We start from the raw sequence: 19,200 nt of genomic DNA on the forward strand, positions 1-19,200 counted from the left end.
CGGCAGGAGAAGGATATTCATGGATTTCTCGACAACCGAAGCCGCACAGGACCTCGGCGGACTGGTCGACACCATCGTCAACTCGGTGTGCACGCCCGAGCACCAGCGCGAGCTGGACAAGCTTGACCAACGCGTCGACCGCGACCTGTGGCGCAAGCTCGTCGACAGCGACATCCTGACCAGCGCGGCCGCCACCCAGGTGGGCGGCGACGGTTTCGGCGTCCTCGAACAGGTGGCAATCCTGGTCGCGCTCGGCCACCAACTGGCGGCGGTGCCGTACCTCGAGTCGATCGTGCTGGGCTCGGGCGCCCTGGCGCGGTTCGGTTCCGAAGAGCTGCAGCAGGGCTGGGGCTCCGACGCGGTGCGCGGTGAGAAAATTCTGACGGTCGCATTGGACGGAGAAATGGGCGACGGGCCGGTGCAGGCGGTCGACGGCCGGCTCACCGGAAGCCGAACCCAGGTGTCCTACGGCCCTGCCGCCGACGCGTTCCTGGTGCCCGCTGAAACCGATTCCGGCACAGCGGTCTTCCTGGTCGCCGCCGACGACCCCGGGGTGACGGTGACGCCGCTGCAGACCACCGGCCTGGGCAGCGTCGGCCACCTGGCGCTGGACGGTGTTGCGGTGGACGACGCGCGCCGCGTGGGTGGCGCCGACGTGGTGCTCTGGCTGCGCACGATCTCGACCCTGGGCCGCAGCGCCTACCAGCTCGGTGTGCTGGAGCGCGGTTTGCAGATGACGGCCGAATACGCCCGCACCCGTGAGCAATTCGACCGCCCGATCGGCAGCTTCCAGGCGGTGGGCCAGCGGCTGGCCGACGGCTATATCGACGTCAAGGGCCTACGGTTGACGTTGACCCAGGCGGCATGGAAGGTCGCCGAGGACATCCCGGCCGAAATCGACGTGGCGTCCGCGGCATTCTGGGCGGCCGACGCCGGCCACCGGGTGGCGCACACGATCGTGCACGTGCACGGCGGTGTGGGTGTCGACACGGATCACCCGGTGCACCGGTACTTCCTGTCCGCCAAGGAAACCGAGTTCGCGCTGGGTGGAGCCACCGGGCAGCTGCGGCAGATCGGACGCGAACTCGCGGAGACTCCTGCTTAAAGGCGTGGGCCCGGCCCGGTCTCCGGCGAGCGTGAAGCCAGCTTCACAGTCGACGTCGAACGTGAAGCCAGCTTCACATTCGAGATGAAGAGGAAGTGACGTGAGCGAACCCACGGTCACCGCACTGCTGCGACCACTGGCCGAAATCGACGACCGCGGCGTGTATTTCGAGGATTCCTTCACCAGTTGGCGGGAACACCTGCGTGACGCTGCGGCCCTGGTGGCGACGGTGCGGGAGCGCCTGGACCCCACCCGGCCGCCGCACGTCGGCGTGCTGCTGGAGAACACGCCGTTCTTTTCGGCAGTGCTGGTCGCGGCAGGACTGTCCGGGATCGTGCCGGTGGGCCTCAACCCGGTGCGCCGCGGCGCGGCGCTGGCCCGCGACATCGGCCATGCCGACTGCCAACTGGTGCTTGCCGATACGAATTCCGCTGCGGCGCTGGACGGGATCGATCACCTCAACGTCGACTCAACAGAATGGGCCGATGAGATCGCCGCTCACCGGGACGCCGATCTGGAGTTCCAATCCGCTTCTCCGGCAGACCTTTTCATGCTGATCTTCACCTCGGGAACCAGCGGCGAGCCCAAGGCGGTGAAGTGCAGTCACGGCAAGGTTGCCGGCGCCGGCCTGGGAATGGCGCAGCGCTTCCGGCTCGGCGCCGACGACGTCTGCTATGTGTCGATGCCGCTGTTCCACTCCAACGCGGTGCTGGTCGGTTGGGCGGTGGCAGCGGCATGCCAGGGTTCCGTGGCGCTACGGCGCAAGTTCTCGGCGTCCGGGTTCCTGCCCGACGTACGACGCTATGGCGCCACCTACGCCAACTACGTGGGCAAGCCACTGTCCTACGTGCTGGCCACCCCGGAGCAGCCCGATGACGCGGACAACCCGTTGCGGGCCGTCTACGGCAACGAGGGTGTGCCGCGCGACATCGAGCGGTTCGCCTCCCGGTTCGGCTGCCGCGTTCAGGACGGCTTCGGATCAACCGAACTCGGAGTGGCGATCGCCCGCACCCCCGACACCCCGCCGGGTTCGCTGGGTCCGCTGCCGGACGGCGTGGAAATCGTCGACCCGGAAACCGGCGCGCCTTGCCCGCCGGGTGTCGTCGGCGAGCTGGTCAACACCAAAGGCGCCGGCGGTTTCGAGGGTTACTACAACGACCCTGACGCCGAGGCCGCCCGCATGGCCGGGGGCATCTACCACAGCGGTGATCTCGCTTGCCGGGACGACGCGGGCTACGCCTATTTCGCCGGGCGACTCGGTGACTGGATGCGGGTGGACGGTGAGAACCTGGGCACCGCCCCGATCGAACGGGTGCTGCTGCGCCATCCGTCCGTGACCGAGGTCGCGGTCTACCCGGTGCCCGACCCGGTGGTCGGCGACCAGGTGATGGCGGCCGTCATCCTGGCACCCGGCACACAGTTCGACCCGCAGGAGTTCCGGACGTTTCTGTCCGGGCAGACCGATCTCAGCCGCAAGCAGTGGCCGTCGTACGTGCGGGTGAGCGCCGGCCTCCCCGGCACGATGACCTTCAAGGTGCTCAAGCGACAGCTCTCGGCCGAAGGCGTTGACTGCGGCGAACCGGTATTTCAAATTCCCCGTTGAGCTGACGACGAGGGCTCCTGACAACCCCTCTCAGCAGCCGAAATGCACGATTTCTCGCTCAGATCGCGCTATTACGCGTGAATCCAACAACGCGCTGTGGAGACGCGATACGATCCGCGCCTAACACTTGCATCGCTGCTTGCCTGGCCGCCGCCGGGCCGCATTATTTCTTGCGAGGTGCCGGATGTCATACCTGCTGGTAATGCCGGAAACAGTGACGTCGGTGGCCACGAATCTGACCAGCCTGGGCTCGACCATCTGCGCCGCGACCCAGGCGGCCGCGGCTCCTACCACGGGGCTGGTGTCGGCCGCCGCCGACGAGGTGTCGACCGCCATCACCAACCTGTTCGCGCAGCACGCGCAGGGGTACCAGGTGCTGGCGGGCCAGGCGGAGGCTTTCCATCAGCAGTTCGTGGCGGCGCTGACCTCCGGTGCGAACTCGTATGCCGCCGCCGAGGCGGTCAACCTCCGGCTGGCCGCGGCCGCTGCGGCCGACCCCATCCAGGCCTTGCTGTCCCGCCCGATCATCGGTAACGGAGCCAACGCCACGACGCCGGGCGGCAACGGTGGCGACGGCGGGTGGTTGTTCGGTAGCGGCGGCGCCGGCGCTGCGGGAGGCCCGGGCCAGCCCGGCGGCAACGGCGGCTCGGCCGGGTTGTTCGGCAACGGCGGCTTCGGCGGCGCCGGTGGCAGCGGCGGGGCCCGCGGCGGCAACGGCGGAAACGGTGGCCTGCTGTTCGGCGCGGGCGGTGGCGGCGGCATCGGCGGCGTCGGCGCGGCCGGCGGCGGTCTGGGTGGTGCCGGTGGCACTGGGGGCAACAGCTCGTATCTGTTCGGCGGCGGCGGTGTCGGGGGCGCCGGCGGCCAGGGCGGCACGGGCGGCGGCACCGGCGGCCACGGCGGCGACGGCGGCAACGGGGCGTGGCTGTTCGGCACCGGCGGCAAGGGCGGCGCCGGTGGCATCGGCGCTCCGGGTGCCGTCGGCGGAGGCGGCGCCGGCAACGGCGGCACCGGTGGCAACGGCGGGGCCGGCGGCCTGTTCATGAACGGCGGCGACGGCGGTGCCGGCGGCCAGGGCGGTGACGGCGGTGCCGGCAAGGCCAGCCTCGTCGTCGGCGGCACCGGCGAAAACGGCGGTTTGGCCGGCAACGGAGGGGCCGGTGGACAAGGCGGCGCGGGTCCGGTGCTGTTCGGTCACGGTGGCGCGGGTGGCGCCGGAGGCCAGGGTGGTATCGGCGGAAGCGGCGGCCAGGGTGGCGCCGGTTCCACCGTGATCGCCGCCGGCACCGGCGGTGACGGCGGCAGCGGCGGCGCCGCCGGACCGGGCGGAAGCGCAGGCGCCTCCGGCACGCTGTCCAACGCAGGGCTGTCCGGCGGCGTCGGCGCCGGCGGTACCGGCGGGACCGGCGGACAGGGCGGCACGGGCGCTGACGGGGCCGCCCAACTGGTGGCCGGCAAAGACGGCAACAACGGCTTCGCCGGTGGCCAGGGCGGCAAGGGCGGGACCGGTGGTGCCGCCGTCACGGGTGGCGTTGCCGGCAACGGCGGCCTGGGCGGCGCCGGCGGACAGGGCGGCAACGCCAGCGCGGGAGCCGACGGGGCGGCAGGCGGTAACGACGGCGGCAACGGCGGGATCGGCGGCAAGGGCGGTGTTGCCGGTGCCGGCGGTTCGGCAGGCACCGGTGGCGGCGGCAAGGCCGGCGCGACCGGCGCCGGTGGCAACGGCGGCCTCGGCGGAGACGGTGGCAACGGCACCACGGGCGGCAACGGCGCCGACAACTCCGGCACGGCCAACGCGGTCGGTGGAGCCGGTAAGGCGGGCGGCAACGGTGGTAGCGGCGGTGCCGGTGGTGGCGCCGGTGGCGCCGGGGGCACCGGCGGCACCGGGGGCACGGGTGGCGACGGCGCGGGCGGCGGCACCGGCGGACATGCCGGCAACAACAGCACCAACTCGCCGACCGGCGGCATAGGCGGCGCGGGTGGTGCCGGCGGCGCTCCGGGCGCGGGCGGGGCAGCGAACGGTGGAACCGCGGGTGCCCTGGGCAAGGGCGGTAATGGCGGGCTGGGCGGTGACGGCGGCGGTGGCGGCAGCGGCGCCAACGGCGTCGGCGGCGGCGCCTCCGGCTTCGCGGGTGGCGACGGCGGTGCCGGCGGTGCCGGTGGCGCCAACGGCCTCAACGGCGGGCTCGGTGGCAGCGGTGGGAAGGGCGGCGCCGGCGGTAGTGGCGGCACCGGCGTTGCCGGGGGCACTGGCAGCACGGGCACCGGTGCCGCACCGGCCGGCGGCACTGGTCAGACCGGCGGTGACGGCGGGAACGGCGGTGCGGGCGGCGCCGGCGGCAGTGCCGGCGGCCCCGGGGGCAGCGGCGGAGCCGGTGGCGACGGCGGCAAGGCCGGCAACGCCGGCAACGGCGGCCAGGGCGGCAATGCCGTCCAACCCAACAGTGGCGTCAACATCGCACCGAACGGCGGCACCGGGGGCACCGGCGGAAACGGCGGCATCGGTGGCACCGGCGGGACCGGCGGCGCCGCGGGCGCCGGAGGTTCCGGGGGCGCCGGCGGCAACGGCGGAAACAGCGGCGACGGCGGCAAGGGCGGCGGCGGCGGCAAGGGCGCGCCGGGCGGCATCCTGGACACCGACGCTGCAGCCGGTTCCGGTGGAGCCGGCGGTCAGGGCGGCAATGCCGGCAATGGTGGCACCGGCGGTACCGGTGGTGCGGGCGCGACGAAGGCGCCCGCCGGCAACGGAGGCAACGGCGGCAACGGCGGCAACGCGGGCAGCGGCGGCAACGGCGGCCTCGGTGTGTCCGGCGGTAACGCCCTGGCGGCGTCGGGCAGCGACAGTGCCGGTGCCGGCGGCGACGGCGGCAATGCGGGCGTGGCCGGTAACGGCGGCGCCGGAGGCAAGGGCGGTAACGGTCTCACCGGCGGTTCCGGCGGCGCCGGCGGCAACGGCGGTACCGGCGGTACCGGCGGCATCGGCGCGAACGGCGCCGATGGCACCAACAGTTTCAATGTCTCGACCGGGCCGACATCGAACGCCGGCGACGGCGGTGCCGGGGGCGACGGCAGCAAGGGTGGCGGGCCTGGCGCCGGCGGGGCCGCCGGCGGCGCTGGCGGTAATGCGGGCAACGCGGGCAAGGGCGGCAACGGTGGTGCCGGCGGTCAAGCCGGCAACGGCGGCAAGGGCGCCGACGGCATAAACCTCCCGGTTCCGCCGACCTCAACGGCCGCGACAGGATTGCCTAACCCGGGTAACCCGGGTGGAACCGGGACAAACGGCGCCACCCAACTTCAGCAGGGCGGAACGGGCGGCGCGGGGATCGACTTGACGAATACCAACGACAACCAGTTCGCCTTCGCCGGAAACGCCGGCGCCGGCGGTACCGGCGGGCAGAGTGCGCCCGGCGGCACGGGCGGTGCCGGCGGCAATGCAACCGAATCCGGCAAGGGCGGCACGGCCGTCGGCGGCATCGGGGGCAACGGTGGGGCCGGCGGGGCCTTTGGCGCCGGCGGTAAGGGCGGCGCCGGCGGCACGGCCACCGCGAACAACGACAACGGGGTGGCTACCGGCGGCAATGGAGGCAACGGCGGCAACGCCACCGACGGCACCGAGACCATCAACCCCCCCGTCGGGCCGCCCATAGTCAAATCTCTCGGCGGCAACGGTGCCGCGGGGGGCAATGGAGGTAACGGTGGGGACGCGTCAGCGACTGGGACAAACGGCAAAGCGACCGGCGGCAATGGCGGCGACGGCGGCAACGGTGCCAGCGGTGGCATCAATGCGGGTAGAGGCGGCACCGGTGGCCTCGGCGGCCGTGGCGGGGACGGCGGCCTGAATGGCGGAAGCGGAGCCGTGGGGGGCGCGGGAGGCGTTGGTGGTGACGGCGGCAAAGGCGCGGTCGGTGGCAACGGCGGCAACGGCGGCAACGCCGGTACCGGCACAGGCGGGGCCGGTGGATCCAGCATCAACGGCACCGCCGGTGACGGCGGGGCCGGCGGAACCGGCGCCAGGGGCGGCGACGCTGGCGCTGGCGGCAACGGCGGTGCCGGTGGTCAGAGCGGGGGCGCTGGCGGTACGGCCGCGAATGGCGGCGCTGGCGGGTCCGGCGGTACAGGGGGTGCGGGTGGCACCGGCGGCAACGGCGGTTCCGCAGGACTAGGTGCCGGTGGCATCGGAGGTAAAGGCGGTACCGGCGGCGACAGCGGGGCCGGTGGCACCGGCGGGAGCGGCGGGCTATCGGGAAGCAGTACACAGGGTCAATCAGGCATCGCCGGTGGATTGAGCAACACGGGTACGGCCGGCGTCGTCACAGCCGGTGGAGCCGGCGGGGCCGGGGGTGCTGCCGGTGCCGGAGGCTCTGGCGGCATTGCCGTTTGACCTCTTCACACATCGAGGTGCTGACGGGGTTAAACCGGACCGAATTCCAATAACGAGGGCATCGCGGACCTCAAGGCTGCAGGGGGTCAGGCGGGGCGTCTGAGCTCGGACCGGACGGCGGACGCTGCGCCTCAGTCACGATCAGCTACCCCAACAGCGACGGCACCACCGCGTCGATCAGGTGCGGGCCCGGTTCGGCGAAGGCGTCGCGCAGTGCGTCGGCGAGTTCTTCGCAGGTGGTGGCGCGCCGGGCCGGCACCCCCATCCCTTCGGCGATCTTGACGAAGTCCATTGTGGGACGGGAGATATCGAGGAGATCTTTGGCTTTCGGCCCCGGCCCGGCCTCAACGCCGACGCGCTGCAGCTCGAGCCGCAGGATGTCGTAGGCGCCGTTGTTGTAGATGACGGTGGTGACGTCCAGCAGTTCCCGTGCCTGTGACCACAGCCCGGAGATCGTGTACATCGCCGACCCGTCGGATTCCAGACACAGCACCGGACGGTCGGGTGCGGCCACGGCTGCGCCGACTGCGGTCGGGATGCCGTATCCGATTGCCCCGCCGGTCAGCGTCAGCCAGTCGTGGGCCGGCGCTCCGGCGGTCGCCGCCGGCAACATCAGGCCCGAGGTGTTGGATTCGTCGACGACGATGGCCCGCTCGGGTAACAGCGCGCCGATCACCTCGGCCGCCGACGCGGACGTGAGGGCGCCCGACGGCAGCTGGGGACGGGAGGCGGGCGCCAGCGGCGCGGTCGTGCCAGGCGCCACTTCGTCTGCCAAAGCGTCCAAAGCGGCTGCGGCACCGTCGTATTCGGCCAGCACATGCACGTCGCAACCGGACGGGACCAGGTCGCTGGGCATCCCTGGATAAGCGAAGAAGGAGACCGGCGACCTTGCCCCGGCGAGCACCAGATGCTTGGCTCCGTCGAGTTGAGCCGCGGCGGCCTCGGCGAAGTAGCCCAGCCGCTCGATAGCCGGCACCCCGGCGCCACGCTCCAGTCGGGTCGGGAACGTTTCGCACAGCAGGCGGGCGCCGGTGGCCTCGGCGATCCGCACGGCCGCGGACAGTCCCGGTCCGCGGGTGGCGTCTCCCCCGACCAGGATGGTGGTCGGTTCACCCGAGCGCAGCACGTCGGCCACCTTGCTGACGTCGACGCTCACGGCGGACGGAGCGGCGCCGTCGACCGTCGCGGGCTGGGCGCCCTCGGACCAGGAGGCGTCGGCGGGCAGGATCAGCGTGGAGACGAACGACCCGGACACGCTGGCCGCGATGGCGTCGGCAGTGTCGGCGCCGACGTCGGCCGCGGTCGCGGTTCTGCGCACCCATCCCGACACCGTGCCGGCGACCGCGTCGATGTCGGATTCCAGTGGGGCATCGTACTTTTTGTGGTAGGTGGCGTGATCGCCGACGACAACCACCATCGGCACCCGGGCGCGGCGGGCGTTGTGCAGGTTGGCCAGACCGTTGCCCAGTCCGGGCCCGAGGTGCAGCAGCACTGCCGCCGGGCGCCCGGCGATGCGCGCGTAACCGTCCGCAGCACCCGTGGCGACACCCTCGAAAAGCGTGAGCACGCCCCGCATTTGGTCGACGGTGTCCAGCGCCGCGACGAAGTGCATCTCCGAGGTGCCGGGGTTCGAGAAACACACGTCGACGCCGCCGTCGACCAAGGTGTTGATCAGAGCCTGCGCACCGTTCACGTGTCCACCTTTCGTTGCAACCTGAAAACCCGCTCGGCGTTGTCGTGCAGGAAGTCCCGCCGAGCCTCGTCGCTGAGTCCCAGTTCGTCAAGACCCGCCAGTGCGTGCTCGTGGGCAATCATCGGGTAGTTGGTCCCGAACAGGACTTTGCGTTGTCCGGTACCGGTTTTCATGAACCGGACCAATTCGCCGGGGAGCCGGCGGATGGTGTAGGCGGACGTGTCGATGTAGACATTCTCGTGTTTGCGGGCCACCGCGACCATTTCCTCGGTCCACGGGTAACCGACGTGCCCGCACACGATCACCAACTCCGGGAAGTCGAGAGCGACCTGGTCGATGTAGGGGATCGGGCGTCCGGTCTCCGATGGGCGCAACGGTCCGGTGTGCCCTACCTGAGTGCAGAACGGCACTTTCGATTCGACGCACTGGGCGAACAGGGGGTAGTAGCGCCGGTCGGTCGGCGGGGCGTTCCACAGCCACGGCACCACCCGCAACCCGACGAACCCCTCCTGCACGCGGCGCCGCAGCTCGCGCACGGCCTCCATCGGACGGTCCAGATCGACGGTCGCCAGGCCCTTAAAACGGTTGGGGTGCAGGTGAATCCACTCGCCGACCTCGTCGTTGGACACCAGGTCCTGGCCCGCCGGGCCGAGCCACGCGCTGAGCAGCCCGAGTTCGACGCCGGCGGCGTCCATCGCGGCCACGGTCACGTCGATAGGGATCTCGGCGTCCGGCATGGACCCACCGGTCCAGCGGCGCAGCGAGGCCAACATGTCGCTACGCAGGAACCGCTGCGTCGGATGCTGCATCCATACATCGATCGTCATCGCGCTCTGACACTAGCGCGGTGAGGATGCCCGGCGGGGTTCGCATTACGCGTGGCGGCCGATCCCTCAATCGCGGGAGAGAATTTCATCCGCTCAATCCACCATTCGCCCGCGAGACCTGCGGTCAAAGACGGGCGAAGTATCGGCGAGCCGAACAACGGCGCCGCAAGCGAATCCACTCAGCCAGGGGATAAATCAGGATGTCGGTCCTATTCGGTCCCCAGAAATGCTGTCGGCGCGCGTGACCGAGGTAGCAGGGATAGGTTCGCCATTACGTCTGCGAACGCGGCGCCCGCCCCTTTGACGGTGACAATCGATTCAGACCACACCGCGGGAGGCAGCGCAGGCGGCACCGGGGGCGTCGGCGCAAACGGCTCAGTCGCCGGGCTGGGCGGGCGGGCCGATCGGCGTCAACGGAAAGGCCAGCAGTCGGGGAAGGGGCAGGCTGCTCCGGCAGGTGGACCTCAGGCGCCCAACGCGGAGCGGGCGGCAGCCCGTGTCTGCCCGGCATACCCGTCGCCGAACAGCACCACGTGCGCCAGCAACGGGTACAGCTGATGCAGCCCAATCCGGTCGCGCCAGCCAGGTTTCAGCGATCGGGCCTGCTGATAGCCGGCCAGGACTTCGTCGCGGTGGTGGCAGCCGAACAACGCAAGCATCGCCAGGTCGGTCTCGCGGTGGCCGCCGTGAGCGGCCGGGTCGATCAGCACCACTCCGTCCCGCGTCCACATCACGTTGCCGCTCCACAGATCTCCGTGCAACCGCGCCGGCGGATCGTCGTCGTCGAAATCCCCTGCCTCACAACGCACCACGACGGCGTCGATCGCTTGCCGCGTCGCCGCGTCGAGCTGCCCGGCCGCCAGCTCCGCCATCGGCACCAATCGCTCGCGGGCATAGAACGTACCCCAGCGTTGGTGGTGTCGCAGGGACATCGGCAGTGGCTGCAGCAGCGGACCGAAGAACCCTGGCCCGTCCCAGCCGTCGGGTCCCGCACCGAACGCCGGGGCACCCGCGTCGTGCATCACGGCCAGCCGGGAGCCGAACTCGCGCGCCGCGTCGCGCCTCGGTGCTGCCGGCGCCAGCCGGCGCAGCGTCAGGCTGGTGGCATCGACGGCCAAGACCTGCGCGCAGGGCACTCCCCCGCCGACCCCGGAGAGCCACTGCAGCCCTGCCGCCTCGCAGGCGAAGAAGCCGGCCGGTGCTGCCGGATTGCGTTTGACGAATTCGGTCACGAGGACGCCGACAGGACGATATGCAGCATGCGTTCGGACTGTAGACCGCTCCGCATTTCGAAAACCAGGCGGTCCGAAAGCTGTTGAGCATTTTGGAATCCCGTTCGACACCGCGGAAATACACCTCGAAAAAATTGGTGACTTATTGCACTGATGACGAATAAGATCCCGAGCTACGCGCCATTTCCGCGGGTTCTATCCAGCGTTGGTTGGGAGCTGTGCCATGTCGTTCGTAGCGATCTCACCGGAATTCTTGATGACCGCCGCTGGTGATCTGGCGCGGGTGGGATGGTCGCTTAACGCGGCCAACGCCACGGCCGCCGCGCCGACCACAGATTTGCTGGCCGCCGCTGCCGACGACGTGTCAGCCCAGATCGCTGCGCTGTTCGGCGGTTACGGCCGCGACTATCAGGCGCTCAGCGCACGGCTGGCTGCGTTTCAGGAGCAGTTCGTGGCAGCGCTCAGCGGCGGAACCGTTGCGTATGCGGCCGCCGAGTCGTTCAACGCCGAGCAGGCATTGCTCGGCCTCATCAACGCGCCCACCCAGACGTTGCTGGGACGTCCGCTGATCGGCGACGGAACCAACGCCACCACCCCGGGCGGCCGCGGTGGTGACGGCGGGATCCTCTACGGCAACGGCGGGAACGGCGCCGCCGGCGCGGCCGGGCAGGCCGGTGGTGCAGGCGGCGCGGCCGGCCTGTGGGGCAACGGTGGCGCGGGTGGCAACGGCGGATCCGGCGGGGCGACCGGCGGCGCGGGTGGTGCCGGCGGCTGGTTGGTCGGCGTCGGCGGCGCGGGCGGCACGGGCGGCATCGGCGGCGGCACCGGTGGGTCCGGAGGCAGCGGCGGGTTCTTGTGGGGCGGCGGCGGTGCGGGTGGCAACGGCGGGTTCGGTGGCGGCGCCGGCGGCGCCGGTGGTCGCGCCGAGTTGTTGTGGGGAGCTGGTGGGGCGGGCGGCCACGGTGGTGCCGGTGCCGATGGTGGCGCCGGCGGCCGGGGCGGCGCGGGTGGTGACGGCGGCTGGTTTGCCGGCGGTGGGGCCGGCGGCAACGGCGGAGCCGGAAGCGCGGGCGGCGACAGTCTCACCATCGGCGGCACCGGCGGGACCGGTGGAGCCGGTGGTGACGGCGGCGCGGGTGGTCGCAGCGCACTGTTCCTGGGGGCCGGTGGACAAGGGGGCCTGGGCGGGTCCGGAGGAATCGGCGGTGGCGGCGGCAACGGCGCCGACGGCAGCATCGCCGGCCTCGGTGGCATCGGTGGTGCGGGCGGCACCGGAGGTAACGGTGGCGCGGCCGGCCTGGGCGGGGCGGGAGGTGTCCGGCAGCTGTTCGGCCTCGACGGCGCGGCGGGTGCCTCGGGTACGGGCGGCACTGGCGGTTCCGGCGGCGCGGGTGGAGCCGGCGTGTCCGGCACGGACTCCCTGGCCGGCAGCGGTCTCGCCGGCGGCACCGGTTTCGCCGGCGGGGCCGGCGGCGCCGGCGGCGCGGGTGGCAATTCCGGTCCCGGCGGGGTCAACGGCTCCGGTGGCACCGGCGGGGTCGGCGGCGTCGGCGGCGGCGGTGGGGCCGGCGGATCGGGCACGCTCAACGGTTCGGTCGGTGGCAACGGCGGACAGGGTGGAGCGGGCGGCAACGCCGGCGCCGGGGGTTCAGCAGGGACCGGGGGCGCCGGGGGTGTTACCGGCAAGGCGGGTACGGGCGGCACCGGTGGTGCCGGTGGCGCGGGCGGGGCGGGCAGCGCTGGCGTCGACGCCATCGCCGGACTCGGCGGCTTCGGAGGTAGCGGGTTCGCCGGCGGCGAGGGCGGCGCCGGCGGTCAGGGCGGGAACAGTTTCGCTGGCGGCATCAACGGTTCCGGCGGTGCCGGCGGCGGCGGCGGCCTCGGCGGGGCGGGCGGCGCCGGCGCGGACAACCTCACCGGATTCGGCGGCGCCGGCGGCGACGGCGGAGCGGGCGGCGGCGGGGGCAACGCCGGCGCCGGCGGACTGGCCGGCACTGGCGGTACCGGTGGCGCGACAGGCAGTTCCGGCAACGGAGGCAACGGCGGCGCCGGTGGTGACGGCGGAACCGGAGCGGCGGGGATCATCGCCGGACAGGACGGATTCGCCGGCGGTAAAGGCGGGTTGGGCGGTGCGGCGGGCAGCGCCGACACCGGCGGCACCAACGGCAGCGGCGGGGCGGGCGGTCGCGGTGGCGACGGCGGCGTAGGGCGAGCCGCCGTGCCGGGCACCGGCGCTTCGGGAGGCGCCGGTGGTACCGGCGGTGTGGGCGGCGACGGCGGCACCGCTGGCTTCGGCACGGGTTTGGGCGGTAGCGGTGGCGCGGCCGGGGCCGGCGGCGACGGCGGGGCCGGTGGCGCCGGCAGCGCCGGCGGTGCCCTTAGCGTCAACGGCGGTATGGGTGGTGCGGGCGGCACCGGCGGCCAAGGCGGCATGAGCGGCCTGAACAGCAATGGCCTCAGCGGCGTGAGCGGGACCGGAGGCAGCGGCGGCCAGGGCGGCACCGGTGGCGCCGGCGCCACCAACACGCTGGGCCCGGCAGGCAATGGCGGAGACGGCGGCGCGGGCGGTAACGCCGGCGCGGGCGGCGTGGCCAACCTGGGGGGCCTCATCGGAAGCGCCGGGGCCGGCGGGACCGGTGGTGCCGGTGGTACCGGTGGCAACGGTGCGAGTGTCGCGCTGGACGGCTTCGGCGGTGGCAAGGGCGGCCAAGGTGGTGTGGGCGGCAGCGCCGACGCCGGCGGCACCAACGGCAGCGGAGGCGCGGGAGGCCGCGGCGGTGACGGTGCGACCGGGAAGTCGGCCCCCGCCGGTACGGGCGCGACCGGCGGCAGTGGCGGCCTCGGCGGTTCGGGTGGCGACGGCGGCAACGCGGGCGCGGGGGCCGGAGCTGGCGGTGTCGGCGGAGCGGCCGGCACCGGCGGTAACGGCGGCGCCGGCGGTACGGGCGGCAGCGGTGCCCTCAACAGTGGCGGTGGTTTGGGCGGCCACGGCGGACAGGGCGGCCAAGGTGGAATGGCCGGCCTCGACACCTCCGGTTTCACCAGCGCTGCCGGCGGCACCGGAGGCAACGGCGGCCTGGGTGGCGCCGGTGGCGCCGGCGGAGCCGGCACCCTGATGACCGCAGGCAGCGGCGGCGACGGTGGCGCCGGTGGTGATGCAGGGACAGGGGGCTGGGCCAATGTCGGCGGAGTCGCCGGCAACGCGGGCACCGGCGGCACCGGTGGCAGCGGCGGCGCCGGGGGTACCGGCGCGAACGGCAGCGGCGCCGGCCAACCCGGCTTCGGAGGCGGAAGAGGTGGCCAGGGCGGGGCCGGCGGAAGCGCCGATATCGGCGGCACCAACGGTGCCGGTGGCGCCGGCGGCCGTGGCGGAGACGGCGGCGCCGGAAAGGCCGGGGCCGCCCTGACCAGCGGTGTGGGCGGCCAGGGCGGGTCGGGCGGACAAGGCGGCGACGGTGGCAACGCCGGCTCAGGTCTCGGGGCACTCGGCGCCGGAGGGACGGCGGGGGTCGGCGGCGACGGCGGTGCGGGTGGCGCAGGCGGTAGCGGTGCCGGTGGCGTCGACGGCGGCTTCGGCGGCAACGGTGGGCAGGGCGGCCAGGGTGGCATGGGCGGACAGCAAACCGGCGGCTTCAGCAGCGTCGCCAGCGGTACCGGTGGCAACGGCGGCCAGGGAGGTGCGGGCGGGGCCGGCGGAGCGGGAACTTCGACGACGGCCGGGAGTGGCGGCACGGGCGGGACCGGCGGCGACGCCGGTCTGGGCGGCGTCGCCAACACCGGCGGCGTCGTCGGCAACGCCGGGACCGGTGGCACGGGCGGGACCGGCGGCGACGGCGGTGCCGGCAGCGGCGGGACCGCGCCCGGCCAGGCCGGTTTTGACGGTGGAGCCGGGGGCCTGGGCGGCAACGGTGGCAGCGCCGAGGCGGGCGGCACCAATGGCGCCGGAGGTGCGGGCGGTCGCGGCGGCGACGGCGGGGCCGGCAAGGCGGCCGCCGCGTTGACGGGGGCTACCGGAGGCAATGGCGGCAACGGAGGCGCGGGCGGCTCCGGCGGCATCGCCGGTTCGGGCAACGGCGCGGTCGCCGCCGGCGGCGCCGCGGGTAGCGGCGGAAACGGCGGGGCCGGCGGTGCGGGCGGCAGCGGAGCACTCAACACCGATGGCGGTGCGGGCGGTGCCGGCGGCAGGGGTGGCGAGGGAGGTGCCGGGGGCGTCGGCACCGGCGGGTTCGCCAGCGCCATCGGCGGCACGGGCGGCAACGGCGGACTCGGCGGCGCCGGCGGCGCCGGCGGGGCCGGCACGTTGAACACCGCTGGAAACGGCGGCGCCGGTGGTGCCGGTGGTGATGCGGGCAACGGCGGCTCGGCAAACATCAACGGGTTCGCCGGAAAGGCGGGCGTCGGCGGCACGGGCGGCGCCGGCGGCGCCGGCGGGACCGGCACCGCGGGCACCGGTGTCAGTCAGCCCGGCTTCGGTGGCGGACACGGCGGACAAGGCGGCGCCGGCGGCAACGCCGAGGTCGGCGGCACCAACGGCAGCGGCGGCGCCGGCGGCCGCGGCGGCGACGGTGGGGCGGGCAAGACCGGTCCGGCCACGACCAGTGCCACCGGCGGTGACGGTGGGAAGGGCGGCGATGGTGGTTTCGGCGGCAATGCTGGCAATGGCGCCGGTGCATCCGGTGCGGGCGGTGCGGCCGGCGGCGGCGGCAACGGCGGTGCCGGCGGGTCCGGCGGCAGCGGCGCTCTGAACATCACCGGCGGGTTCGGCGGCGCCGGCGGCCAGGGCGGCCAGGGCGGCATCGGCGGTCTGGACACGGGCGGGGTCAGCAGTGTCGCCAGTGGCACTGGCGGTAACGGCGGAGCGGGTGGCGCCGGCGGGGCAGGCGGTGCGGGCACGTTGGGCACGGCAGGCAACGGGGGCATCGGCGGGCGTGGCGGCGACGCCGGTAGCGGCGGCTTCGCCAACATCGGCGGCGTCGCCGGTAATGCGGGTACCGGCGGAGCCGGGGGGGCCGGTGGTGCCGGTGGCACCGGCGCCGCCGCCAGCGGCACGGGACAGGCCGGTTACTCCGGTGGTGAAGGCGGGTTCGGCGGGAACGGCGGCACTGCCGACGTCGGGGGCACCAACGGCGCCGGCGGCGCCGGCGGCCGCGGGGGCGACGGCGGAGCCGGCAGAGCTGCCGCACCCGGCAGCGGCGCCATCGGTGGCGTCGGTGGCAACGGAGGCGGCGGTGGCATTGGCGGCAACGCGGGAAGCGGTGCGGGTGCGGCCGCCCTCGGCGGTGCTGCCGGTGCCGGCGGCAACGGTGGTGCAGGTGGCACCGGTGCCAGCGGGTCGGCCGACACCAACGGCAGCGACGGCGGCGCCGGCGGTCGCGGCGGCCAGGGCGGCATCAGTGGTCTCGACAGCAGCGGGCTCAGCAGCGCCGCCGGTGGAAGCGGCGGCAACGGCGGTCAGGGCGGTGCCGGTGGCGTGGGGGGTACCGGCACCCTCGGCACCGCCGGTACTGGCGGAAATGGCGGCGCGGGCGGCGACGCCGGGGCCGGCGGGTCGGCGAACCTCGGCGGGGTAGCAGGGAAGGCGGGTGCCGGCGGCAGCGGCGGGGCAGGTGGCAACGGCGGCAACGGCGCCAATGCCAGCGGCGTCGGCCAGGCGGGCTTCGACGGCGGCCAAGGCGGTCAGGGCGGCAACGGCGGGCTGGCCGATACGGGAGGCACCAATGGCGCCGGCGGCGCGGGCGGGCGCGGCGGCGACGGCGGCGCCGGCCGGGCCAACAGCCCGCTCAGCAGCGGCAACGGCGGCCAAGGCGGAGCCGGAGGCGCCGGCGGCGCCGGAGGCAATGCCGGCGCGGGCAGCGGCGCCTTCGCCGCCGGCGGCGCGGGCGGCACCGGCGGCAACGGAGGTGCCGGCGGGACCGGCGGCAGCGGCGCCGACAACGCCAGCGGTGGCGACGGAGGTGCCGGCGGCCAAGGCGGTCAGGGCGGCATGAGTGGCCTGAACACCGGAGGCTTCAGCAGTGCACTTAGCGGCACCGGCGGCAACGGCGGCCAAGGTGGTGTCGGCGGTGCCGGCGGCGCCGGCGCGTTCAGCAGTGGCGGCACCGGCGGCACCGGCGGCGCCGGCGGCCAGGCCGGTTCCGGCGGCGTGGCTAATGCGGGCGGCGTGTCCGGCAATGCCGGCAACGGGGGCAACGGCGGCGCCGGCGGCAACGGCGGCACCGGAGCCGGCGGCGTCGGAGCAGGCCAGGCGGGCTTCTCCGGAGGCCAGGGCGGCCTCGGTGGCGCCGGCGGAGGCGCTGATACCGGCGGGATCAACGGCAACGGCGGGGCCGGCGGCCGCGGCGGCGATGGCGGAGCCGGTGTCGTCGGCACGCCGTCCTCCTCAGGTGGCCTCGGCGGTGACGGCGGGGCCGGTGGCAGCGGCGGCTTCGCCGGCTTCGGCAGCGGCGCGTCCGGCAGCGGCGGTGTCGGGGGGGCCGGTGGCAGCGGCGGATCGGGCGGCGCCGGTGGCAACGGCCCGCTCGACGTCAATGGCGGCGACGGTGGAGGCGGCGGAAGGGGCGGTGACGGCGGCATCGGCGGGGTGAACACCGACTTCAACAGCAGCGCGGTGAGCGGCACCGGAGGCAACGGCGGTCAGGGCGGCGCCGGCGGCAAGGGTGGCGCGAGCTCAACCTTCGGTGTGGCAGGAAACGGCGGCACCGGCGGCACCGGCGGTAACGCAGGCACGGGCGGTGCCGCGAATGTCGGAGGGGTGCGAGGCAATGACGGCGTCGGCGGAACCGGTGGCGCGGGCGGTGCGGGCGGTAGGGGTGCCGACGCCGTATTCCCGGGCCAGGCCGGTGCAAACGGCGGCCACGGAGGAGGCGGCGGAGCGGGCGGTAACGCCGGTTTGGGCGGTGCCAACGGGGTCGGCGGTGCCGGTGGCCGCGGCGGCGACGGCGGGGCCGGATTCGAGGGTGCAGGCAACGCCGGTGGCACTGGCGCTCCCGGTGGCAACGGCGGCGACGGCGGAATGGGCGGTAACGGCGGCAACGCCGGCAGCGGCGGTGGCGTTGCTGCAAATGGCGGTGCAGCAGGGAACGGCGGTAACGGCGGTGCCGGCGCCAAGGGCGGTCTCAGCACTCTGGGCGCAGTCGGCAGCCAAGGCGGCCAAGGCGGCCAAGGCGGCCAAGGCGGCATGGCCGGCGCGAACTCCAACGGATTCAACGGCGCCGGTGGCAGCGGCGGAAACGGTGGTCAAGGCGGCACCGGCGGCACCGGTGGGGCAAGCATCAGCGGCACTGGCGGTAACGGCGGCACGGGCGGCAACGGGGGCGCGGCCGGTGCCGGCGGCAGCGCCGGTTTCGGCGGCACCGTCGGCAAAGCGGGCGTCGGCGGCAACGGCGGGGCGGGAGGCGCCGGCGCCCCAGGCAGCATCGGTGACCCGAACGGCACAAGCAACGGCTACGACGGTGGCGCCGGCGGCCAGGGCGGACTCGGGGGTGACGCGGGCGTCGGGGGTATCAACGGCAACGGCGGGACCGGCGGACGCGGTGGCGACGGTGGAGCCGGTACGCAGCCACCGCCGGTTGCGATTGGTCCGGGCGGTAACGGCAGCAATGGGGGCAACGGTGGCAACGGCGGCAACGGCGGTCTGGCCGGCTCGGGCGCCGGCACGGCGGGCAAGGGCGGAGCGGCCGGGGACGGCGGCGACGGCGGAGCCGGTGGGGCCGGCGGGGCCGGGGGCCCTTCTGCCTTCGGCGGCACCGGTGGCACCGGTGGCAACGGCGGTCAGGGCGGCGTGGGCGCCCCGGCCGTCGGCAACAACGCCAACGGTGGCGACGGCGGCAACGGCGGCGGCGGTGGTCTCGGCGGCGCAGGCGGCAAGGGCGGCCTGAACGCCAATGGCGGCAACGGCGGCCTGGGTGGCAACGGCGGTTCGGGTGGCGGCGGCGGTTCGCCCACCGGCAGCGGGGCGGGCGGCGCAGGCGGCGACGGTGGCAACGGCGCCGACGGCGGCAAGGGCGGCGACGGCTCAGGCTCTCCCGCCGACGGCGGCATGGGTGGCAACGGCGGTAACGGCGGCAGCGGCGGCGACGGAATCGGCGCCCCGGGCGGACCGGGCGGCGCCGCCGGCGATGGTGGCCTCGGTGGCACCGGCAGCGGTGGCGGCAACAACGGCGTCAGTGGTGACCCAGGCACCCCGGGAAATCCAGGCGCGTAGCGCGCCCATCCGACCCTAATCGTGGCCTTACATCGTCGCGCAGATATCCGGCGACGTTTGCCAGCAGCAACCTTCCTGTCCCGCTTCGGGCGTCCCGCCCGTCCTCTGGGCCATCTGCACTCAGCAGCGTTCTCTCATAGCGATGTCCGCCCAGCG

7 protein-coding genes are annotated in these 19,200 nt (G+C 74.3%); 4 read left to right on the top strand and 3 right to left on the bottom strand.

What is annotated here, in order from left to right; genetic code table 11:
* Positions 1-19 precede the first annotated feature (19 nt).
* The 3 genes from QXH22_RS30280 to QXH22_RS30290 all read left to right on the top strand — a co-directional run bounded on the left by QXH22_RS30280 (position 20) and on the right by QXH22_RS30290 (position 7,089).
* Positions 20-1,105, top strand: coding sequence for an acyl-CoA dehydrogenase family protein (locus QXH22_RS30280; RefSeq protein ID WP_306277846.1), 1,086 nt, complete (start codon positions 20-22; stop codon positions 1,103-1,105).
* Positions 1,106-1,205: 100 nt separating this feature from the next.
* Positions 1,206-2,708 carry a long-chain-fatty-acid--CoA ligase FadD17 gene (gene fadD17, locus QXH22_RS30285; protein WP_306277847.1) on the top strand — a complete coding sequence of 501 codons (1,503 nt, stop codon included), beginning with the start codon at positions 1,206-1,208 and terminating at the stop codon, positions 2,706-2,708.
* A 184-nt stretch (positions 2,709-2,892) separates the two neighbouring features.
* Positions 2,893-7,089 carry a PE family protein gene (locus tag QXH22_RS30290; RefSeq protein ID WP_306277848.1) on the top strand — a complete coding sequence of 1,399 codons (4,197 nt, stop codon included), beginning with the start codon at positions 2,893-2,895 and terminating at the stop codon, positions 7,087-7,089.
* A 145-nt stretch (positions 7,090-7,234) separates the two neighbouring features.
* Here the strand turns inward: QXH22_RS30290 and QXH22_RS30295 are convergent, their stop codons facing one another.
* The 3 genes from QXH22_RS30295 to QXH22_RS30305 form a co-directional block, all read right to left on the bottom strand.
* Positions 7,235-8,782 carry an acetolactate synthase large subunit gene (locus QXH22_RS30295; RefSeq protein WP_306277849.1) on the bottom strand — a complete coding sequence of 516 codons (1,548 nt, stop codon included), beginning with the start codon at positions 8,780-8,782 and terminating at the stop codon, positions 7,235-7,237.
* Positions 8,779-9,609 carry an amidohydrolase family protein gene (locus QXH22_RS30300; RefSeq protein WP_306247447.1) on the bottom strand — a complete coding sequence of 277 codons (831 nt, stop codon included), beginning with the start codon at positions 9,607-9,609 and terminating at the stop codon, positions 8,779-8,781. The genes QXH22_RS30295 and QXH22_RS30300 overlap by 4 nt, the downstream gene beginning before the upstream one ends.
* Positions 9,610-10,073: 464 nt before the next feature.
* A complete protein-coding gene (locus tag QXH22_RS30305; protein ID WP_306277850.1) occupies positions 10,074-10,841 on the bottom strand; it encodes a fructosamine kinase family protein in 768 nt (255 codons plus the stop codon).
* 223 nt (positions 10,842-11,064) lie between these two features.
* Between QXH22_RS30305 and QXH22_RS30310 the strand changes: the two genes are divergently transcribed.
* Positions 11,065-19,044 (top strand): PE family protein, encoded by a 7,980-nt coding sequence (locus QXH22_RS30310; protein WP_306277851.1) that lies wholly within the window; start codon positions 11,065-11,067, stop codon positions 19,042-19,044.
* The last annotated feature ends 156 nt before the right edge of the window (positions 19,045-19,200 follow it).

Source organism: Mycobacterium sp. TY814, assembly GCF_030755175.1.
In the GTDB taxonomy this organism is placed as follows: domain Bacteria; phylum Actinomycetota; class Actinomycetes; order Mycobacteriales; family Mycobacteriaceae; genus Mycobacterium.